This is a genomic window from Flavobacterium filum DSM 17961 (assembly GCF_000425465.1).
GTDB classification, from domain to species: domain Bacteria; phylum Bacteroidota; class Bacteroidia; order Flavobacteriales; family Flavobacteriaceae; genus Flavobacterium; species Flavobacterium filum.
Map to the genome: position 1 here is coordinate 169,035 of NZ_AUDM01000003.1, position 18,002 is coordinate 187,036.

An 18,002-nucleotide genomic window follows, 5' to 3' on the forward strand; every position below is an offset into this window, starting at 1 on the left:
CTTAAATGTATGTTATTTTAATTGACTTATTTTTAGTAAATATTCTTATTTGTTTAACGCTTCTGCACCACCAACAATTTCTAAAATTTCATTTGTAATCGCAGCTTGACGAGCTTTGTTATACGTTAATTTTAATTGGTTTCTTAAAGCAGTCGCGTTATCGGTTGCTTTGTGCATGGCTGTCATACGAGCTCCGTGTTCAGAGGCAAAAGAATCACGAATGGCTTTATATAGTTGTGTTTTTAATGATTTAGGAATCAAGGTCAACACAATTTCTTCTTTAGTTGGTTCAAAAATATAATCTGAATTTACAATAGCAGCACCCACCACAGGAGCTAACGGTAAAAATTGTTCTGTTTGAACAATTTGTGTAGCAGCATTTTTGAATTGATTATATACAATTTCAATTTTATCGTATTCACCGGAAATAAATTTCTCCGTTAATAGCGTTGAAATAGTAGATACATTATCAAATGTTAACGCGTCAAATACTTCACTTTTATTAGCTATAACGGTAGAAGTTTTACTTAAAACATCATTTCCTTTTTTACCAATTGCAAAAACATCAACTTGTTTTCCGTTATAGGAATCTACTAATACTTTTACCTGTTTGATAACATTGGTGTTAAACGCTCCACATAATCCTCTATTGGAAGTAATGGCAACAATCAATACTTTTTTTACTTCACGTTGAGCAGTAAAAGCACCACCAACTTCCCCTTCCATAGAAGCACTGAGGCTTTGTAGAATTTCGGTAAGCTTTTCGGCATAAGGTCGCATTGCTGTAATGGCATCTTGTGCCTTTTTCAACTTTGCGGCAGAAACCATCTTCATCGCCGATGTAATTTGCATCGTTGACTGAACGGAACTGATTCTATTACGGATTTCCTTTAAGTTTGCCATTTTTTTTAAGTGATTAGTGAATAGTAATTAGTGAATAGTCGGTTTGTGCTTTTTGCCAATTACTAATCACTAATTACCAATTACTAGTTAATTATATTTAGCTGAAATTTCTTTTGCTGCATTATCTAAAACATCGGTTAATTCATCTGAGAATTTACCAGCTTTTAATGCATTCAACGTATCTTTATGTTTGTTATTCAAATATTCGATAAAATCTCTTTCGAATTCTTTTACTTTATTTACTGGAACGTTTCTTAATAAGTTTTTTGTTCCGGCATAAATAATTGCAATTTGGTCTTCCACTTTATAAGGATCGTTAACCGATTGCTTTAAGATTTCAACGTTTCTTTTACCTTTTTCAATTACGTTTAAAGTAACAGCATCTAAGTCAGAACCAAATTTAGCAAACGCTTCTAATTCACGGAATTGAGCTTGATCTAATTTCAACGTTCCGGATACTTTTTTCATCGATTTAATTTGTGCATTACCTCCAACACGCGATACTGAAATACCTACGTTAATTGCCGGACGAACCCCTGAATTAAACAAATCACCATCTAAGAAAATCTGACCATCTGTAATCGAAATTACGTTGGTTGGAATATAGGCAGAAACGTCACCTGCTTGTGTTTCGATGATTGGTAAAGCAGTTAATGAACCTCCTCCTTTTACGATTGGACGTAACGATTCAGGTAAGTCGTTCATGTTTTTTGCAATATCATCATCCGCAATCACTTTACACGCTCTTTCTAATAAACGAGAGTGAAGATAGAAAACGTCTCCAGGGTACGCCTCACGTCCCGGTGGTCTTCTTAACAAAAGAGAAACCTCACGGTAGGCTACCGCTTGTTTTGATAAATCATCATAAATAATCAAAGCCGGACGACCTGAATCACGGAAATATTCACCGATTGCAGCACCCGCCATTGGAGCATATACTTGCATTGGAGCCGGGTCAGAAGCATTAGCTGCTACAATTACTGTATAAGCCATTGCTCCTTTATCTTCTAATGTTTTAGCAATTCCGGCAACAGTTGACGCTTTTTGTCCAACGGCAACATAAATACAAAACACCGGTTGACCAGCATCATAAAATTCTTTTTGATTCAAAATGGTATCGATACAAACAGTTGTTTTACCTGTTTGACGGTCACCAATAACTAACTCACGTTGTCCTCTTCCAACAGGAATCATTGCATCAATCGATTTGATACCGGTTTGTAAAGGTTCATTTACCGGTTGACGGAAAATTACCCCGGGAGCTTTTCTTTCTAATGGCATTTCATATAAATCTCCACCGATTGGTCCTTTACCATCAATAGGATTTCCAAGCGTATCTACTACACGACCTACCATTTGCTCACCAACTTTTAGGGATGCAATACGTTGTGTTCTTTTTACAGTAGAACCTTCTTTAATACCTGTTGAAGGACCTAACAATACTACCCCAACATTGTCTTCTTCCAAGTTCAATACGATTGCTTCTAATCCATTTTCAAATTGCACTAACTCACCATATTGAGCGTTAGACAATCCGTAAACGCGAGCAATACCGTCACCCACTTGAAGTACTGTTCCAACTTCCTCTAACGATGCACCTGATTCAAAACCAGATAATTGTTTTTTTAATATTGCTGAAATTTCAGCAGGTTTAATTTCCGCCATTGTTTTATATCTTTTTTGGAATATTAATTACTAAATTCTCTCTTTAATTGTTGCAATCTGTTGGCTACAGACGCATTATATTGTTGATCACCCATTCTCAAGATAAATCCACCGATTATAGCCGGATCAATTGTATTGATTAACGTGATTTTTTTACTTGAAAATTCTTTGATTTTTGATAAAACTTTTGCTTCTAATTCAGCAGTAATTGGAAAAGCGGTGGTAACTTTTGCCACTTCAATTCCATTTAAGGCATCGTGAAGCTCATTATATTGTTGAGCAATTTCACCTAAAATCTCAAAACGCTTGTTTTCTTTCAAAAGACGAAACAAACTTTTTGTCTCATTTTGAATTCCGGAAAAAATCTCCGTCAACGCATTAAATTTCACATCGGCACTCACCACCGGACTACCTAAGAATAATTTTAATTCGTGGTTTGAATGAACGGTTTCGCTAATGGTTTTCATGTCTAGGTTTACTGCATCTGCTCTATTGGCAGCAACAGCATTATCCATGATAGCTTTAGCATATCTAATCGCAGCTCTTGACATACGGATTAATTTAATTTAGCATCACCCAACATTTTCTCGACCAACTTGGTTTGAGCTTCTGTATTGGATAATTCACTTTTTAATACTTTTTCTGCAATTTCAATTGACAAGGAAGACACTTGATTTTTCAATTCAACCATCGCCGCATTTTTTTCGCTTTCAATAGCCGCTTTTGCTTGAGCAATCATTTTTTCACCTTGAGCTTGAGCTTCAGATTTTGCATCGTTAATCATTTTTTCTTTGATTTCACGTGCTTCTTTTAACAAAGTATCTCTTTCTGCTCTGGCTTCTGCCAACAAACGCTCGTTTGAAGCCGTCAAGTTTTGCATATCTAATTTTGCTCTTTCGGCAGATGCTAATGCATTTTTGATACCTTCTTCTCTTTCATTAACCGCATCTAAGATAGGTTTCCAAGCAAATTTTTTCAACAATAAAATTAAGCCGATGAAGATGACAAGCATCCACACAAACAAACCAAGTGAAAATTGTTCTATTAACTTCTCCATTTATATTAATGTATTTAGAAAATTTAAATTTAAAACAACAGTTGCAACCAACCGTTACAACTGTTGCTTGTTTTTTTTAATTAAGCAGCGAATAACGCAGCGAAACCAATACCTTCAATAAGAGCTGCTGCAATAAGCATAGCTGTTTGAATTTTTCCAGATGCTTCTGGTTGACGAGCGATAGCGTCCATTGCTGAACCACCAATTTTACCGATACCTAATCCAGCACCGATAACGATTAATCCTGCTCCTACAATTGTTGGAATTTGCATAATGTATATATTAATTAATTAAACATTCAATTTATTAATGATGAGCTTCATCATGATGGTGCTCTTCATTGGCAGCTCCAAAATAAAGAGCCGATAACATAGTGAAAATATACGCTTGCAACGCAGCAACCAAAATTTCCAATAATGACAATGCAAAAGCTAAGAAGAAAGACAAACTACTCCCTAACCAGTTTTTGAAAATAAACATTAAACCAATGATACTCATTAATACTACGTGACCTGCAACAATATTTGCATACAAACGTATCATCAATGAAAAAGGTTTAATGATTGTTCCTAATAATTCGATTGGAGCTAAAACTATTTTCATTAAACTAGGCACGCCCGGCATCCAGAAAATGTGTCCCCAATAATTTTTATTCGCTGTAAACGTAGTTATTAAGTACGTTAAAAGAGCTAGACCAGCAGTAATAGCTATATTACCGGTAACGTTAACTCCCAGCGGTGTTAATCCGAACATATTTAAAAACCACACAAAGAAAAAGATGGTTAATAAATAGCTCATATATTTTTTATAATTTTTGTGTCCAATATTTGGAATAGCAATATCATCTCTGATATAAAGAATAATTGGCTCAAAGAATCGACCAGCTCCTTTTGCAATTCCTCCGTTTTTAGCATACGATTTGGCTAAACCGGAAAACAAGAAGAACATTAAAACAGAAACCACCAACATCATGAAGACGTTTTTGGTTATTGATAAATCTATAGTTGGTTTTGCATTTGAAACATGGTGTTTATCATCATAACTAACTGTTCCTTCAGCATCTGTTTTGTAAATTTTACCATGGTAAAGTTTATAAAAGTTACCATTGCTCTCCGCAACAGTTTCGCCATGATGAAATTTTGACGAAGAAAATATTTGAACTCCATTATCAATTAAAATAACCGGCAATGGAAAACCAATATGATGATCATGACCCGCGTCATCTTTCCATGAAAACAAATGGAAATCATAAGAATCCAACAAGTGGTGAGCGATATACTCTTTTATTTCAGTTTTTAAATCTTTTGGTTCTTCTGAATGAGCATTTTCTGTATGAACAGCTGTAGAATCAGAAATGGTAGCATTTGAAATCAAAGGCAGTAACGCAAAGAAAAATGCAACTATTAAATAAAGTGGTTTTTTTGAAATCACCATGATGTATTTGTTCTAAACTTTTAGGTTTCTAAAATTTGGTGCAAAGGTACATTTTTTCTTTATTAATCAAATTTATTAAACTTATTTTTTTTGACTAAAAACCACTATAATGTGTAATTTACTGTTTTTTGTTTAATAATCGAATCGTAATAAGGGTTTCAATTGCCAAAAAAAGAATGAAAATACCAAAAAAGTTGATTTTTTCTATATTGTTTTCGGCAGATGCGGAAAGAATTGGCCGAACGATAAAAAAAGAAACACCCATTTTTACAGAAGTTAAAATCATAAAGGTCATGCCTACTTGATCAAAATTCTTTTTTGAAACTTTTACTACTATACTTATAATGATTGTAGATAGTATAAAGTAAACCAAATACAAAACCGGAATACTAATTAGAAACTTTTGCTCCTCGTTTTTTAAATCAGGAAGTTGAAAAAGGAAATAATGAAGAATAAAAATTGGAATAACCAACAACAAAAACCTTACATATTGCCAATACGCTTTCATTTACTCCTCTTTATTAAGTTGATTTACTTGACGTATCACATTATATAAAGCCAAAAAAACACCAATCATTGTGAAAAGCTTGGTATTGGGATGATTATTGTTTTGATAATGTTGGTCTAACCATTCTCCTAAATAGGCAAAAAGAAAAATCACAACTCCCATTTGAATTGGAATATTGATGAGTTGCAACCATTTATTAAGCGGTTTTTTCTTCTGCTCCTGGTTCATTTTGGGTTGGTAATGTCTTTACGTTTGGTTTCATAACACAGGTGGCACTAAATTCTGCACCGGGTTCAACGGCTAATTTTCCGCAAATTACTTCTCCTCGAATAACAGCCTTAGATTTTAAACTCAGAATTTCTAAAACTTGAATTTTACCATCAAATTTACCTTCGATATCGGCATTTTTACAGACAATATCGCCTTTAATACTGCCACTTGGACCAATTACTATTTTCCCTTTTGAGGTGAAATTTCCAATCAAATGACCATCTAGTCGAAAATCGGCTGATGATGAAATATCACCTTTAATGATGGTTCCTTCCACAATTCTGTTGGTTTTACCTAATAAATCGGTGTACGATTTAGAATCTTTTTTAAACATACTCATGTCGTTACCCTTTTTTAGACCCGCCTTCAGAAGGTGGCATGATGGCTGATCTTGGTTCTTCTCTAACTTTATCTTTCGGGCTTCCTTTTTGACCGGAATTTACCGGATTCCCAGGGTCATTCCCGGAAGGTGGCATCAAAACTGATTTTGGTTGTTCTGCCGGAGCAGCCTGTTGTTTTTGATGCGGAATGATGATTTCACCTTTGCTTTGTTCTGCAACTGCTCTCTTTTGTTTTGGTGTATAAGCAGGAGGAGTGATTCGTAATTCAGGATTCAAATATTCATTCAAATTTTTTCGCATTTGAACAATTTTATAATTCTCTGAAGAAATAATGATTGCTTTCTCAGCAATTTTATAGTCTTTAAACTCTTTTAAAATTGAAACCACACCTTTGGCATACTCTTCATCTTTCAGACCATGAATCACAAAAAAGTTCTGTTCCATCGTATATAAATCAACAGAAGTCGTGAGTTGTGGTTGATTTCTTTCTTTGATAAATTTAGTAACTTTATCCATCAATGTTTTGGTGGCTTTATCTTCCAAATTATCAGCATGATACAAAATTTTATAGGTAGTCGGTTCCTCTTGATCAAAATACAAGCTTTCTAAATACGGAATATTATCGCCCAACATTTCTTCTGCTTGTTTGCCTTCGTCAGCATTTGGATAAGTTAACGCAACATAATTTACTGCTTTTTTAAACTCTTCAATTCCGGAAAGTTTCGCAATAACATTAGCTTTCAACAATTCTAATTTTGGCATTACCTCTTCTCCGGTAAATTTATCTGTGGCTAAATCGATATTGCCTTTTAATGTTCTAAACTCTCCTCTTTCAAACGCTTTAAATAAATTATTATAGGCTACGTCAGGGTCATTAGATAAATTATCTGATGACGAGCCTGATTTTGATAAAATCTGAGCATATCTCGATTCGGGATATTGAGCTATAATTTTGTCTTTTATGGCTACCGCTTTTGCCGGATTTATGATTTCATACACTTTAAATAAGTTATATAAAGCCGGTAATACCAAACGTTCTTCCGGTTTGCTTTTTAACAAAATTTCAAATCGATCGGCTGATAATTGATATTCTTTAAATTTCTCTTTATAAATAACTCCTAATTGGTAGTACGCAAAATTTCGTTCTTTCCCGATACTGTCAATTTCTGTTTTGGAAGTTGGAAGTTGCCCGATATAAAATTCCGGTGAATACATCGGGTTGTTTTTGTCTTCTTCTTGTTTATCTTTAGACGATTCTTCAACATCATCGTCTTCTTTTGATTTTGACGATTTACTATTCAAACGCCAGTTTCCATTCGGTTGACGATTTCCCCATCGTTTGATAAATTCGCGTTTACCTACATCAACTGTTGATTGATTGTAAAAGTAAAACTTTGAACCACCCGGCGAATAAAACGACCCTGGATCGCCAATACTTGCGTTGTTTTTAATAGAAAGTTGATTTGTAGCCATTGGGTTAGCTGTTTTAGCCCCTTGAATATCGGCTGCTCTTTCTTCTTTTTGACGAGCAAGCGTTTCTTTCTTTTTTAAATTTTCAATATAATCATTGTAAAATGCTACTCGATCACTTTCAGATAATCCAACCACATTTAGAATACTGTCATTTCGTTGAGCAATTCCTTCATATTTAATCACATCTACTAAATTATCTCTTTTTTTCTTGATGGATTTAAATTCTCGTGAACGATTGTCAAGCAAAACCAAAGTACTGTCATAATATACTCCAGCTGTTTGGTATTTAGCTTTATAAAAATAAATTTCGCCTAAATTTCGATAGTCCGAAGCCAAAAGATACTTGTCTAACGATTGTGCTTTTAAGGATTTGTTGTAATTGACAATCGCTTGATTGGGTTTTTTTAATTTGTCATAAAACAATCCTTTTTGATGGTAAAGAATATCCAAAAAAGGTCTGTTTTCTCGATCGGCGATTAACTTGTCAAATTTTTCTAAAAATTGAAGTGTATCTCCTTTTTGAAAATCAAACTGTTGTGCTTGTTTGGCGTGTGCTTGAATAACATACAAACGAGGTGATTTTCTTTTCATATCGATAACCGATTGAAAAGCCATAAAAGCACTGTCTTTTTGATTTAATGATTCGTAAAGTTGGCCTAAGATAAAAGAATAGCGAGCTTTTTCTTCATCTCTTTTTGTAAATGCTTTGGCCAATTTTAATCGGGAAACAGCACTATCTTTCTCTTCAACATTCAGGAATGCTTGAGCTAAAATAGCATTGGCATCAGAAAAAATTTGGTCTTTAAATTTAATTTCGCTTAATAATTTTCTGAGATTTTTAATCGCTAAAGCATCATTTTCTAGACGTATATTGGTTTTTTCTCTCCAAATTTTTGCTTCATAAATTTTATCACTGGCCGGACTTTTATATAAAATATAATTAAACGCTTCTAATGCCGGAATAAATCGTTGTTCGTAGTAACGTGATTTTCCCAACAACAAGTGAGCTTCATCCATTTGTGGATTTTTTTCGCTACCACCAATCAACATTGAGCGTTTTTGAATTGCTTTAGTTGCCTTTTCTTCTGCTCGTTTAAAATTTGGATTACTTTTGTCTGACGCTACATCTTTATCAATAATTTGTAAGCGTTCGATTGGTAAAATTTCCCAGAAATTGTCTTGATAATTTAATTTTAAATCGGTAATTCCAGCGTCCAATGCAATATTACCATTATAAAGCACATTGAACTCTGTATTAACCGCATGAAAATTACGGTTAATAAATTTATCTTTTCGGGTAGAACAAGCTGCTAGAAAAACAACACAAATTGCTGCTATGAAATATTTTAAGGTAAAATTTTTCAAAATTAAAAAACGTTTAATGGCATAACTAAAAATGAATGCTTTTAGTATATCGCAAGGGTAAAAATACGTTTCTTTTTGAAATAGAGAAAAATATTGGCTGTTTTTTGCATAGAAACGCTTTTTGCCGATAAAATCAAGACAAAAAACGTTTCAATTTATGCCGCAAAAAAGGCTTCTAATTCTTTTAAGGTTTCGGAAGAAGGAACCAAATCAAGCACAATTTCTCCTTTTTGTAACGCTACAATTCGATTAGAAACTTCGACAGTGTGTTGCAAATCATGACTGGATACCAAAATAGTAACCGTAGGGTCGTCTGCCAATTCTTTGATGATTTTTTTTAATCGAATTTGTGTAGTTGGGTCTAAATTAGCAAACGGTTCGTCTAAAATCACGACTTCCGGTTCACCAATTAACGCAGCAACTATTCCCACCTTTTTGGAATTTCCTTTAGAAAGATCACGTAAATATTTTTTGTTATTCAAAATTTCACCGTTGAAAAAATCTTCATATTTCACCAAAAAACTATCCACGTCGGCTTTGTTCCAACCTCGTAGTTCGCCAATAAAATAGAAATATTCCTCCGGAGTTAAATACCCAATTAAAAAGCTTTCGTCGATAAAAGCAGAAGTAAATGGTTTCCACTTTTCACTCGTATTTATTTGAATCGAATTACTCGTAATCATCCCCGTTGAGGGCTGAATCAAATCCAACAACAAACTGAAAAAAGTGGTTTTTCCGGCACCGTTATTTCCTACTAATCCAAAACTTTGTCCTTTTGGAATTTCTAATTCGTTTATATTTAAAACGGTTGTGCCGTTGTATGTTTTGCTAAGGTTTTTTACTTGAATCATGGTTTTAAGGTTATAGGTGATGGGTAAAAGGTAATGGGTTAGTTTTTTTGTTTATAAGCTGAAATGGTTTCGTATTTCTGCGTTTTGTAAATGTGCTCAATTTTATCAAACACATATCCTTTGAAAGCAAAACCGGCCACTCCGGCCAATGCGACAAACAGTAATCCAATTAAGTCGTTAAAAAAAGCTATTCCTAAGTAATATAAGGCTAACGGAATTAAAATCTGTGGAATAATCAACAACAAGGTTTTAAAATTGAACGCTTTTTTATCGCCAAACGCATTTTTGTTGCTCATCAAATCAATTGGTGTTCGCGTAAAAGCACCTGCCAACAAAACGATATGAGCATTGATTCCGATATTGTAAACGGCAGCAGCCAACACCAACAAATACACTTTCCATCCGAAAATTAGGTAAAAAGAAGCTAAAACGGCTGAAATTAAGGTTACAATGACCATCAACCACCATTTTGAACTTAAATAATCACGATACGGAATATTCTGGCTCATCATCAAATTGTAATACGAACTGTCCCAACTTGGTACAAATTGTCCAAAACTAAACATGAAACCACCGGTGACGAAAATACCTCCAAAAATCTTCCAAACCGGATTTTCATAGGCTTCAATTGCTCCGGTAATGAATAAAAGTCCGTAAAACAAAAAGAGAAAGCTCATGATAATAACTGATTTTGCTCTTTTGTTGCGGGTAATTAATCGAATATCATTTTTGAGAAAAGCTCCTAAGGTTCCGAATTGATCCAACCAATCAAAATGTTGGGATTTAGCAATATCATGTTGCGTTGATAATCCGGCATCGAGATATAAATTGCTTTTGAAGAAATTGTGCACAATTTTATATACCAAAATTAAAACCACAATAGCAATAATAACCATCCAAGGATAATCATACAATCCTTTGAAATAATAAACGGTATAGTTGGTCGCATCAAACCATCCAAAATACTGCAACGCTCCTAACGTAATAAAAACAACTGCAATCGAATAAAATACGACATCTTTTTTATCGATTAAAATGTTTATAAAATTAATGGTTAATACAGTTGCCAACATGCCAACCAACCAAGTCATCACACCAAAAACTGAAAATCCTTCAACACATAATACCACCGCAAGTGGAATAAAAAAGAACAAATGCATGATATTAAAAAATGACAATGCCGATTTTCCTAAGGTATAATTTACTATTGTATCTTTTTTGATGTTAATATACAACAACGGTCGAATGTTCATGACCGGTGTTTTTTGCATGAAGAAACGGAAAACCAAATCAAAGACAAAATAATACAGAATGAAACGATTAATTAATTCGAAAGGTTCAGAATTAGTAGATTTTTTTATGATAAAATAAGTAAATGCTCCTAAACTTAAAAAAGTTATTATCATTGATAATGCACCAAAAACCATTAAAATCTTAATAGCCAAATCGGCTTGAAAAGAGGCGGCTCTAAAAAAAGATTTCCATTCGAGCGAGAGAAAACGTTTAATCATATAAAAGGTATGGTTTAGCAGATGGATTATTAGTAGTAAAAATGAATTTTTGTTACGTTTCCATTCCAAAAAATATTTTTCAGATTCGTAACTTTGTAAAAAATTAAATACATGTCAACTTTCTATAAATTAGCAGTCAAAGAAATTACTCGGGAAACACCTGAAGCAGTTTCAGTTTTATTTAATGTTCCTTCAGAATTAAAGGAAAACTATCAATTTACCGCCGGTCAATACATCAACATAAAGCTTACTTTAGACGGGAATGAAATCCGTCGTGCTTATTCCATTTGTTCTACACCGGAAAGTGGTGAGTTGAAAATTGCCATTAAAGCTATCAAAAACGGTTATTTTTCAAAGTTTGCCAATGAGCAATTAACCGCCGGAAAAGTTTTGGAAGTTGGAACTCCCGAAGGCAAATTTACGTTTGAACCCGATGCTGCACGATTAAAAAATTATGCTGCTTTTGTGGCCGGAAGCGGAATTACTCCGGTTATGTCGATTTTGCAAACCGTTTTAGAAAAAGAACCCAACAGCACTTTTGTGTTGGTTTATGGAAATAAATCGAGTAACGAAACCATTTTTTACAACCAATTGCACGATTTACAATTGAAATACGTTGGACGCTTTTTTGTGCATTATGTTTTTAGTCAACAAAAAGCCGACGATCAATTGTTTGGACGAATTGAAAAATCTACTGTGAATTTTGTGTTGAAAAACAAACATAAAGAGAAAGAGTTTGACAAATTCTACTTATGTGGCCCGGAAGAAATGATTAATCGTGTTAGTGATGTTTTAAAAGAAAACAATGTTAAAGAAAAAGACATAAAATTTGAATTATTTTCGGCTTCATCATCTGAAAATGAAATTCAGAAATCATTAGAAGGTCACACAAAAATTACTGTTTTAGTAGATGGTGACGAAACTTCATTTGAAATGTCGCAAAAACAATCGTTGTTAGAAGCCGCTTTAAAACAAGGTTTGGACGCTCCCTATTCTTGCCAAGGAGGAATATGCAGTAGTTGTATAGCGAGAATTTCTAAAGGAACTGCCGAAATGAAAAAGAATACGATTTTAACCGATGGTGAAATTGCAGAAGGGTTGATTTTAACGTGCCAAGCTCATCCAACTTCGAGTGAAATTTTTGTGGATTATGATGATGTTTAGGAAAGTGATTAGTGAATAGTAATTAGTGATTGGTGAAGAATAAACTAGACATATTTAAAAAAGCTCAAGACCTTTTGGATGAACCGGAAGTACAAGAGCTTTTGGAATATTGTGACCGATTGGAAGATGAATTGGTAGATTTTAAATTTGAAAAAACCAACAACAAAGAATTAATAATGCTCGATATGATTCGGGAAGTCATCAAAGGATGCAATGCCATGGAAAAAGAGCAAATGGAACACGAACGGTTTGGCTATGATGCTCCAAATTATGCCGAAGCCGTTTCCAATTTAAAATCGTTTATTTTGGGAATGTGTAAAGACAATAAGATCTATTTATAGAAAAAACCATTAAGTTATTAAGGTTCATTAAGGTATAAAGTTGTCTTAATGAACCTTAATAACTTAATGGTTCAAAATAAAATTAATTTTTTTTACAATACTTTCTACTAATATTGTTCGCATTGCCTCTTCATAACCTTCTACTTTCTTGTTACCATAAATGGAAGTAGGCAAAAGCGGGTATTTCTCTCTATCTGCTGTAATACAATTTTCCAACGGTTGATTAAACGGTGAAAATCCGGCAAACGGATGTGTGTCTCCCCAAAGTGTGATAACTTTTACACCAAGCATCGCTGCTAAATGAGCGTTTCCGGAATCCATGGAAAGCATAACATCTAAACTGGAAATTACATCTAATTCTTGTTTTAATTTCAATTTTCCGGCTAAGACGATTACGTTTGAATGATTATTTTGAAGTTGATTTAATTGCTTTATTTCCTCATTTCCACCACCAAAAAGAAAAATTTTGTTTGAATTATTTTTAGCCAATTCATCAATCACTTTTTGCATTAAATCGAGTGGATAAACTTTACCTTCATATTGAGCAAACGGAGCAATTCCCACCCAATTTTGATTTTTATTTTCGGTGATTTTCAGAATTTCATCTGATAAAACTGCTTTGGGAGGAAAGTTCGGGTGATTTAAATCAAAAGAAAATCCGAGTTTTTTAAATGTTTCCACATGGCGTTCTACCATAGGTTTTAAGGGTTTGAAAACTTTGTTTGTCAAACTAGTCAACGCTTTTTTTTCTGCTCTTCCTTTATCTGTGAACGCTACTTTTTTTCCGCTTAAAGCGAATAAACTTCTAACAACTTTTGATCTAAGAACATTATGTAAATCAGCAACCGCATCAATATCCAACTTTTTTAAATCTAAAAACAATCGAAGCAAACCGAAAAATCCTTTGTGGCGTTTTTGTAAATCAACCGCAAAGAAATTCACATTCGGAATTCCGTCGAAAAAAGGTTTAAAAAAAGGTCGGGAAACAACGGTAAGTTTAAGTTCTGGATGTTGTTGAATTAACGCTCGCAAAACCGGAACGGTCATTGCCACATCGCCCATAGCTGAGAGTCGGATGACGAGGATATGTTGGGGTTTTTGAGACAATTAATGGTTTATTAAAAATTAAAAACCATTAAGGAATTAAGATTCATTAAATTTTGATGCTTAACTTTTCTTAATTTCTTAATGGTTTAAAACAATTTACTTCTTATTCTGATACAAAACAGGATTCAACTCCTCATCGTTGTACATTTTCATTTGTTTATAGACTTTCATGAATTTGTCCCCGCTTTCAATATCTTTCAACAATTGGTCGATAGACGAAAACATATCGCTTTTTTGTTCTAACAACACGTTTAATTTTTCCTGACATTTGGCTCTATGTTCCGGAGTAGCTTCTGCACGATTGGCTTCTTCACTCATGTGATAAATTTTTAAAGCCAAAATAGAAAGACGGTCAATTGCCCAAGCCGGACTTTCGGTGTTGATTTTTGCTTCCGGTTTAACCGAAACAGAACTATATTTTTGAAGAAAATAACTGTCAATATATTCCACCATATCGGTGCGAACTTGATTGGACGCATCAATTTTTCGTTTTAAATCTAAGGCTGCTACCGGATCAATTTGCGGATCACGGATGATGTCTTCATAATGCCATTGCACGGTGTCAACCCAATTTTTGGCATACAATAAATGTTCGATTTTATCCTTTGGATAAGGGTTGTTAACCGGTTGATATACATTATCATGAACATGATAATCGGCTATACTTTGTTCAAAAACAGAAAACGCAAATTGTGAAAACATAGGATTAAATTTTAAAATACAAATATACTTTTTATACCTTTATCAAACTAATTCAAAACTAAAACGTTTATGCATCTTCATTATATTTCGGAACAAAACAGTATTCTCAATCATTTTTTGGCACAAATTCGTGATGTTTCTGTTCAAAACGACAGCATGCGTTTCCGAAAAAACATTGAGCGAATTGGCGAAATTATGGCGTATGAATTGAGTAAAACGCTTCCTTATATTCCTATTGAAGTGCAAACACCGCTTGGCATCAAAAAAACTACTGCGTTGGAAGACCATGTGGTTTTGTGTTCCATTCTGAGAGCCGGCTTAGCGTTGCATACCGGTTTTATGAATATTTTTGATAATGCCGAAAATGGATTTGTGTCGGCTTATCGTCATCATCCGAATAATGACGATTATTTTGATATTTTGGTAGAATACCAAGCAGCTCCTTCTTTTGAAAATAAGACTTTAATTTTAATCGATCCGATGCTAGCCACCGGACAATCGATTGTGGCTGTTTTGAACAAATTGCATTTAGAGCAGAAACCGAAAGAAATTCACATTGCTGTAGTTATTGCAGCTCCCGAAGGAATTGCGTATTTAGAAGAAAATCTTCCTGCCAATTGTCATTTATGGGTTGCGGCTTTGGATGAAAAATTAAACGAAAAAAACTACATCATTCCCGGTTTGGGCGATGCCGGAGATTTGGCTTATGGGGTCAAATTATAATTGAAAAATAAACAATAGTATTCCACACGCCAAAACCGAACCGGCAATAATTTCTTTTAGCACAGTATCTTTACTAATTTCCAGATAAGCTGTAGCTAGGATGGATAGTGGCATGGTACTATACAATAATAATGCATTGTTTTTTTCAGGAGAAATTACATATATCAAGAGACTAATTAAAAAGATATAAATTACCTTTTTATAAGACGCCAACATGATGATGGGACGTTTAGAAAGTGTAAGGAGCATTGCAATTAAAAATACGAATGAAAACAATCCATACAAAATCAAAGCTGCGTTTGCTGCTGATCTTTCTAAGTAGAAAAAGGTAAAATCAGCTTCTATTTGATTCCATATTAAATAAATCCATGTTTTATCAAAAAGGAGTGAGAAAAACAGAAAAACAATTCCCACCGCAAAAAAAGCAATAAAAGGGAGTACCCAATTTCTGTAATCTCCGGAAACGTGAAATACTATCGATACAAAAACAATTACAATAAAAAGTATGCTCCAAAAATGAAACAAAGCGGCTATAAAAATCCATAAGGAAGCATCAAATATTTTTTCTTTTGGCGTGACCATCGATTTCATTGAAATTAATCTTCTCATGGCCAGCAATATAAAAAAGGAAGAAATAACAATTGAACTATCTGTAAAAGCCTTAGGAATAAATAGTAAAAAAGCAATAAAAAAAAGAGAGGAATAGCTATTGTCTTTACTTAATCCGTTACGTTTAGTGATGAAATTGGTAATAAACAATGAGGCAATTAACGTCAATAAAATACCTAATTTAGCCATCCAACCCATAATTTCGTTTGATGTTGAATTGCTGTTTTGTTGTTGAATTTGGTAGATAAAGAAAGACAAAACCAAAGTAACAACAACTAAAATGTAATTAAATGGTCTTGATTTACTAAAAATACTTGCAATCATAAGGATATTTTATACTTTTGTGGTTGTAAATATAATACTTTATACCATGAAAGCATTTTTCGAGGGAATTCAATCATTATTTGTAGATTTTCTTTTTCTTCCATACGATTTTTTCAGAAATTTGGAATTATCAAATTGGTGGGGAGCCAACACCATCAACTGGTTGTTTATGATTATCTGTTCGGCTGCAATTGTTTATTGGATTAAACAATTAAAATTACACAAAGCCAACAACGAAGAAAACCAAGATACTACGGCTCATTCTTTTTTTAAGTAAAAAAACAGAAGTCAGATTTTTATCAATCCAACTTCTACTTATTTTAAATTTAAAGATCAAATCCGATATCTTTTCTATAATACATCTTATCAAAATGTAGCTTTTCTATATTTTGATAAGATTTTTTTATGGCCTCTTTATAATCTGAACCATACGAAGTGATAGCCAAAACTCTTCCTCCATTTGAAACAATGTTTTCGTTTTCAAGTTTGGTTCCCGCATGAAAAACAATAGAGCCGTTCACATTTTCAATTCCTGAAATGATTTTTCCTTTTTCGTACTCTTCCGGATAACCCCCCGAAACCAACATGATAGTAGTAGCACTTCTGGAATCGATTTCAAGTGAAATTTCATTTAACGTTTGATTAGCAACCGCTTGAAATAATTCAACCAAGTCTGATTTAATTCTTGGCATTACCACTTCGGTTTCAGGATCGCCCATTCGTACATTGTATTCAATCACCATCGGTTCTCCTTTTACATTGATTAAACCTATGAAGACAAAACCTTTGTACTCAATTCCGTCTTTATGAAGCCCTTCAATAGTAGGTTTTACAATTCGGGTTTCTATTTTTTCCATCAAAACAGCATCTGCAAACGGAACTGGAGAAACAGCACCCATTCCGCCGGTATTTAAACCGGTATCGCCTTCGCCAATTCGTTTATAATCTTTGGCTGTGGGAAGAATTTTGTAGTTTTTTCCATCGGTTAACACGAAACAACTTAATTCGATTCCGTCTAAAAATTCTTCAATCACCACTTTTGAACTCGCATTACCAAATTTTTGATGTACCAACATGTTTCGCAATTCCGTTTTGGCTTCTTCCAAAACATTAAGAATTACAACACCTTTTCCGGCTGCCAAACCATCTGCTTTTAAAACATAAGGGGGCGATAATGTTTCTAAAAATTGACATCCTTTTTCAACTGTTTCTGTCGTAAAACTATCATAAGCCGCAGTTGGAATTTTATGTTTGATTAGAAATTCTTTGGCGTATTCTTTACTCCCTTCCAGTTTTGCACCTTCTTTTGAAGGGCCAATCACGGGAATTGATTTTAATTCAGCGTCATTTTTAAAGAAATCAAAAATTCCGTCTACTAATGGGTCTTCTGGACCAACGACAATCATTTCAATATTTTCTTCCACAACCAACTTTTTAATGGATTCAAAATCGGTTGGTTGGATTGAAATATTTGTTGCTATGGAAGCAGTTCCGGCATTTCCGGGAGCTACAAAAAGTTTGGAACATTTTGAGCTTTGAAGTAGTTTCCATGCCAACGCATGTTCGCGTCCGCCAGAACCAAGGAGTAAAATTGTCATGTTGTGTTGCTTTTGTTGAACTTCTTACTTGTTCAATTTGTTGTTGGACAAAAATA

Annotated in this window: 20 protein-coding genes; 4 read left to right on the forward strand and 16 right to left on the reverse strand. The window is 33.8% G+C overall.

All coding sequences use genetic code 11. The features are described from left to right. Positions 1–45: 45 nt before the first annotated feature. The 12 genes from atpG to H601_RS0100870 form a co-directional block, all read right to left on the reverse strand. A complete protein-coding gene (gene atpG, locus H601_RS0100815) occupies positions 46–903 on the reverse strand; it encodes an ATP synthase F1 subunit gamma (protein ID WP_026709752.1) in 858 nt (285 codons plus the stop codon). Between the two features lie 87 nt (positions 904–990). Next, entirely contained in the window at positions 991–2,568 is a 1,578-nt protein-coding gene (gene atpA, locus H601_RS0100820; RefSeq protein WP_026709753.1) for a F0F1 ATP synthase subunit alpha, read from the reverse strand. A gap of 23 nt (positions 2,569–2,591) precedes the next feature. Further along, positions 2,592–3,125, reverse strand: a complete 534-nt coding sequence (gene atpH, locus H601_RS0100825; RefSeq protein ID WP_156900310.1) for an ATP synthase F1 subunit delta — start codon at positions 3,123–3,125, stop codon at positions 2,592–2,594. Beyond that, on the reverse strand, positions 3,125–3,625 hold the full coding sequence (locus H601_RS0100830; RefSeq protein WP_026709755.1) for a F0F1 ATP synthase subunit B: 501 nt from the start codon (positions 3,623–3,625) through the stop codon (positions 3,125–3,127). The genes atpH and H601_RS0100830 overlap by 1 nt, the downstream gene beginning before the upstream one ends. Positions 3,626–3,705: 80 nt before the next feature. Next, positions 3,706–3,897: an ATP synthase F0 subunit C gene (gene atpE / locus H601_RS0100835; RefSeq protein WP_008255642.1), complete on the reverse strand. Its 192-nt coding sequence runs from the start codon at positions 3,895–3,897 to the stop codon at positions 3,706–3,708. Between the two features lie 34 nt (positions 3,898–3,931). After that, positions 3,932–5,059, reverse strand: a complete 1,128-nt coding sequence (atpB, locus tag H601_RS0100840; protein WP_026709756.1) for a F0F1 ATP synthase subunit A — start codon at positions 5,057–5,059, stop codon at positions 3,932–3,934. A gap of 118 nt (positions 5,060–5,177) precedes the next feature. Continuing rightward, positions 5,178–5,567, reverse strand: coding sequence for a hypothetical protein (locus H601_RS14940; RefSeq protein WP_051220612.1), 390 nt, complete (start codon positions 5,565–5,567; stop codon positions 5,178–5,180). Beyond that, complete coding sequence (locus H601_RS0100850; RefSeq protein ID WP_026709757.1) at positions 5,568–5,795, reverse strand: AtpZ/AtpI family protein; 228 nt, start codon at positions 5,793–5,795, stop codon at positions 5,568–5,570. After that, complete coding sequence (locus H601_RS0100855) at positions 5,764–6,171, reverse strand: bactofilin family protein (RefSeq protein WP_026709758.1); 408 nt, start codon at positions 6,169–6,171, stop codon at positions 5,764–5,766. The genes H601_RS0100850 and H601_RS0100855 overlap by 32 nt, the downstream gene beginning before the upstream one ends. Before the next feature lie 10 nt (positions 6,172–6,181). Then, positions 6,182–9,016, reverse strand: coding sequence for a type IX secretion system periplasmic lipoprotein PorW/SprE (porW, locus tag H601_RS14945; RefSeq protein ID WP_245571585.1), 2,835 nt, complete (start codon positions 9,014–9,016; stop codon positions 6,182–6,184). A 155-nt stretch (positions 9,017–9,171) separates the two neighbouring features. Next, positions 9,172–9,867: an ABC transporter ATP-binding protein gene (locus H601_RS0100865; protein WP_026709759.1), complete on the reverse strand. Its 696-nt coding sequence runs from the start codon at positions 9,865–9,867 to the stop codon at positions 9,172–9,174. Between the two features lie 38 nt (positions 9,868–9,905). Further along, positions 9,906–11,378, reverse strand: a complete 1,473-nt coding sequence (locus H601_RS0100870) for a DUF5687 family protein (RefSeq protein ID WP_026709760.1) — start codon at positions 11,376–11,378, stop codon at positions 9,906–9,908. Positions 11,379–11,489: 111 nt separating this feature from the next. Here H601_RS0100870 and H601_RS0100875 point away from each other — a divergent pair, with 111 nt between their 5' ends. Together H601_RS0100875 and H601_RS0100880 are read left to right on the forward strand one after the other, a co-directional pair. Next, positions 11,490–12,542: a ferredoxin--NADP reductase gene (locus H601_RS0100875; protein WP_026709761.1), complete on the forward strand. Its 1,053-nt coding sequence runs from the start codon at positions 11,490–11,492 to the stop codon at positions 12,540–12,542. Positions 12,543–12,574: 32 nt separating this feature from the next. Next, positions 12,575–12,883, forward strand: coding sequence for a hypothetical protein (locus H601_RS0100880; RefSeq protein ID WP_026709762.1), 309 nt, complete (start codon positions 12,575–12,577; stop codon positions 12,881–12,883). Positions 12,884–12,946: 63 nt separating this feature from the next. On the opposite strand, the gene H601_RS0100885 is transcribed toward H601_RS0100880, so the two are convergent. Together H601_RS0100885 and H601_RS0100890 are read right to left on the reverse strand one after the other, a co-directional pair. Then, positions 12,947–13,945, reverse strand: a complete 999-nt coding sequence (locus H601_RS0100885) for a glycosyltransferase family 9 protein (protein WP_035655298.1) — start codon at positions 13,943–13,945, stop codon at positions 12,947–12,949. Positions 13,946–14,086: 141 nt separating this feature from the next. Next, complete coding sequence (locus tag H601_RS0100890) at positions 14,087–14,692, reverse strand: DUF4254 domain-containing protein (protein WP_026709764.1); 606 nt, start codon at positions 14,690–14,692, stop codon at positions 14,087–14,089. A gap of 69 nt (positions 14,693–14,761) precedes the next feature. Here H601_RS0100890 and upp point away from each other — a divergent pair, with 69 nt between their 5' ends. Continuing rightward, positions 14,762–15,415, forward strand: coding sequence for a uracil phosphoribosyltransferase (upp, locus tag H601_RS0100895; RefSeq protein ID WP_026709765.1), 654 nt, complete (start codon positions 14,762–14,764; stop codon positions 15,413–15,415). On the opposite strand, the gene H601_RS0100900 is transcribed toward upp, so the two are convergent. Next, a complete protein-coding gene (locus tag H601_RS0100900; RefSeq protein WP_026709766.1) occupies positions 15,410–16,348 on the reverse strand; it encodes a DUF6427 family protein in 939 nt (312 codons plus the stop codon). The genes upp and H601_RS0100900 overlap by 6 nt on opposite strands. 46 nt (positions 16,349–16,394) lie before the next feature. Between H601_RS0100900 and H601_RS0100905 the strand changes: the two genes are divergently transcribed. Beyond that, the gene (locus tag H601_RS0100905) at positions 16,395–16,625 is read left to right on the forward strand and encodes a DUF6341 family protein (protein WP_026709767.1); all 231 of its coding nucleotides are present in this window, start codon (positions 16,395–16,397) and stop codon (positions 16,623–16,625) included. Between the two features lie 49 nt (positions 16,626–16,674). On the opposite strand, the gene purD is transcribed toward H601_RS0100905, so the two are convergent. Continuing rightward, positions 16,675–17,946, reverse strand: coding sequence for a phosphoribosylamine--glycine ligase (gene purD / locus H601_RS0100910; RefSeq protein WP_026709768.1), 1,272 nt, complete (start codon positions 17,944–17,946; stop codon positions 16,675–16,677). Positions 17,947–18,002: the final 56 nt, after the last annotated feature.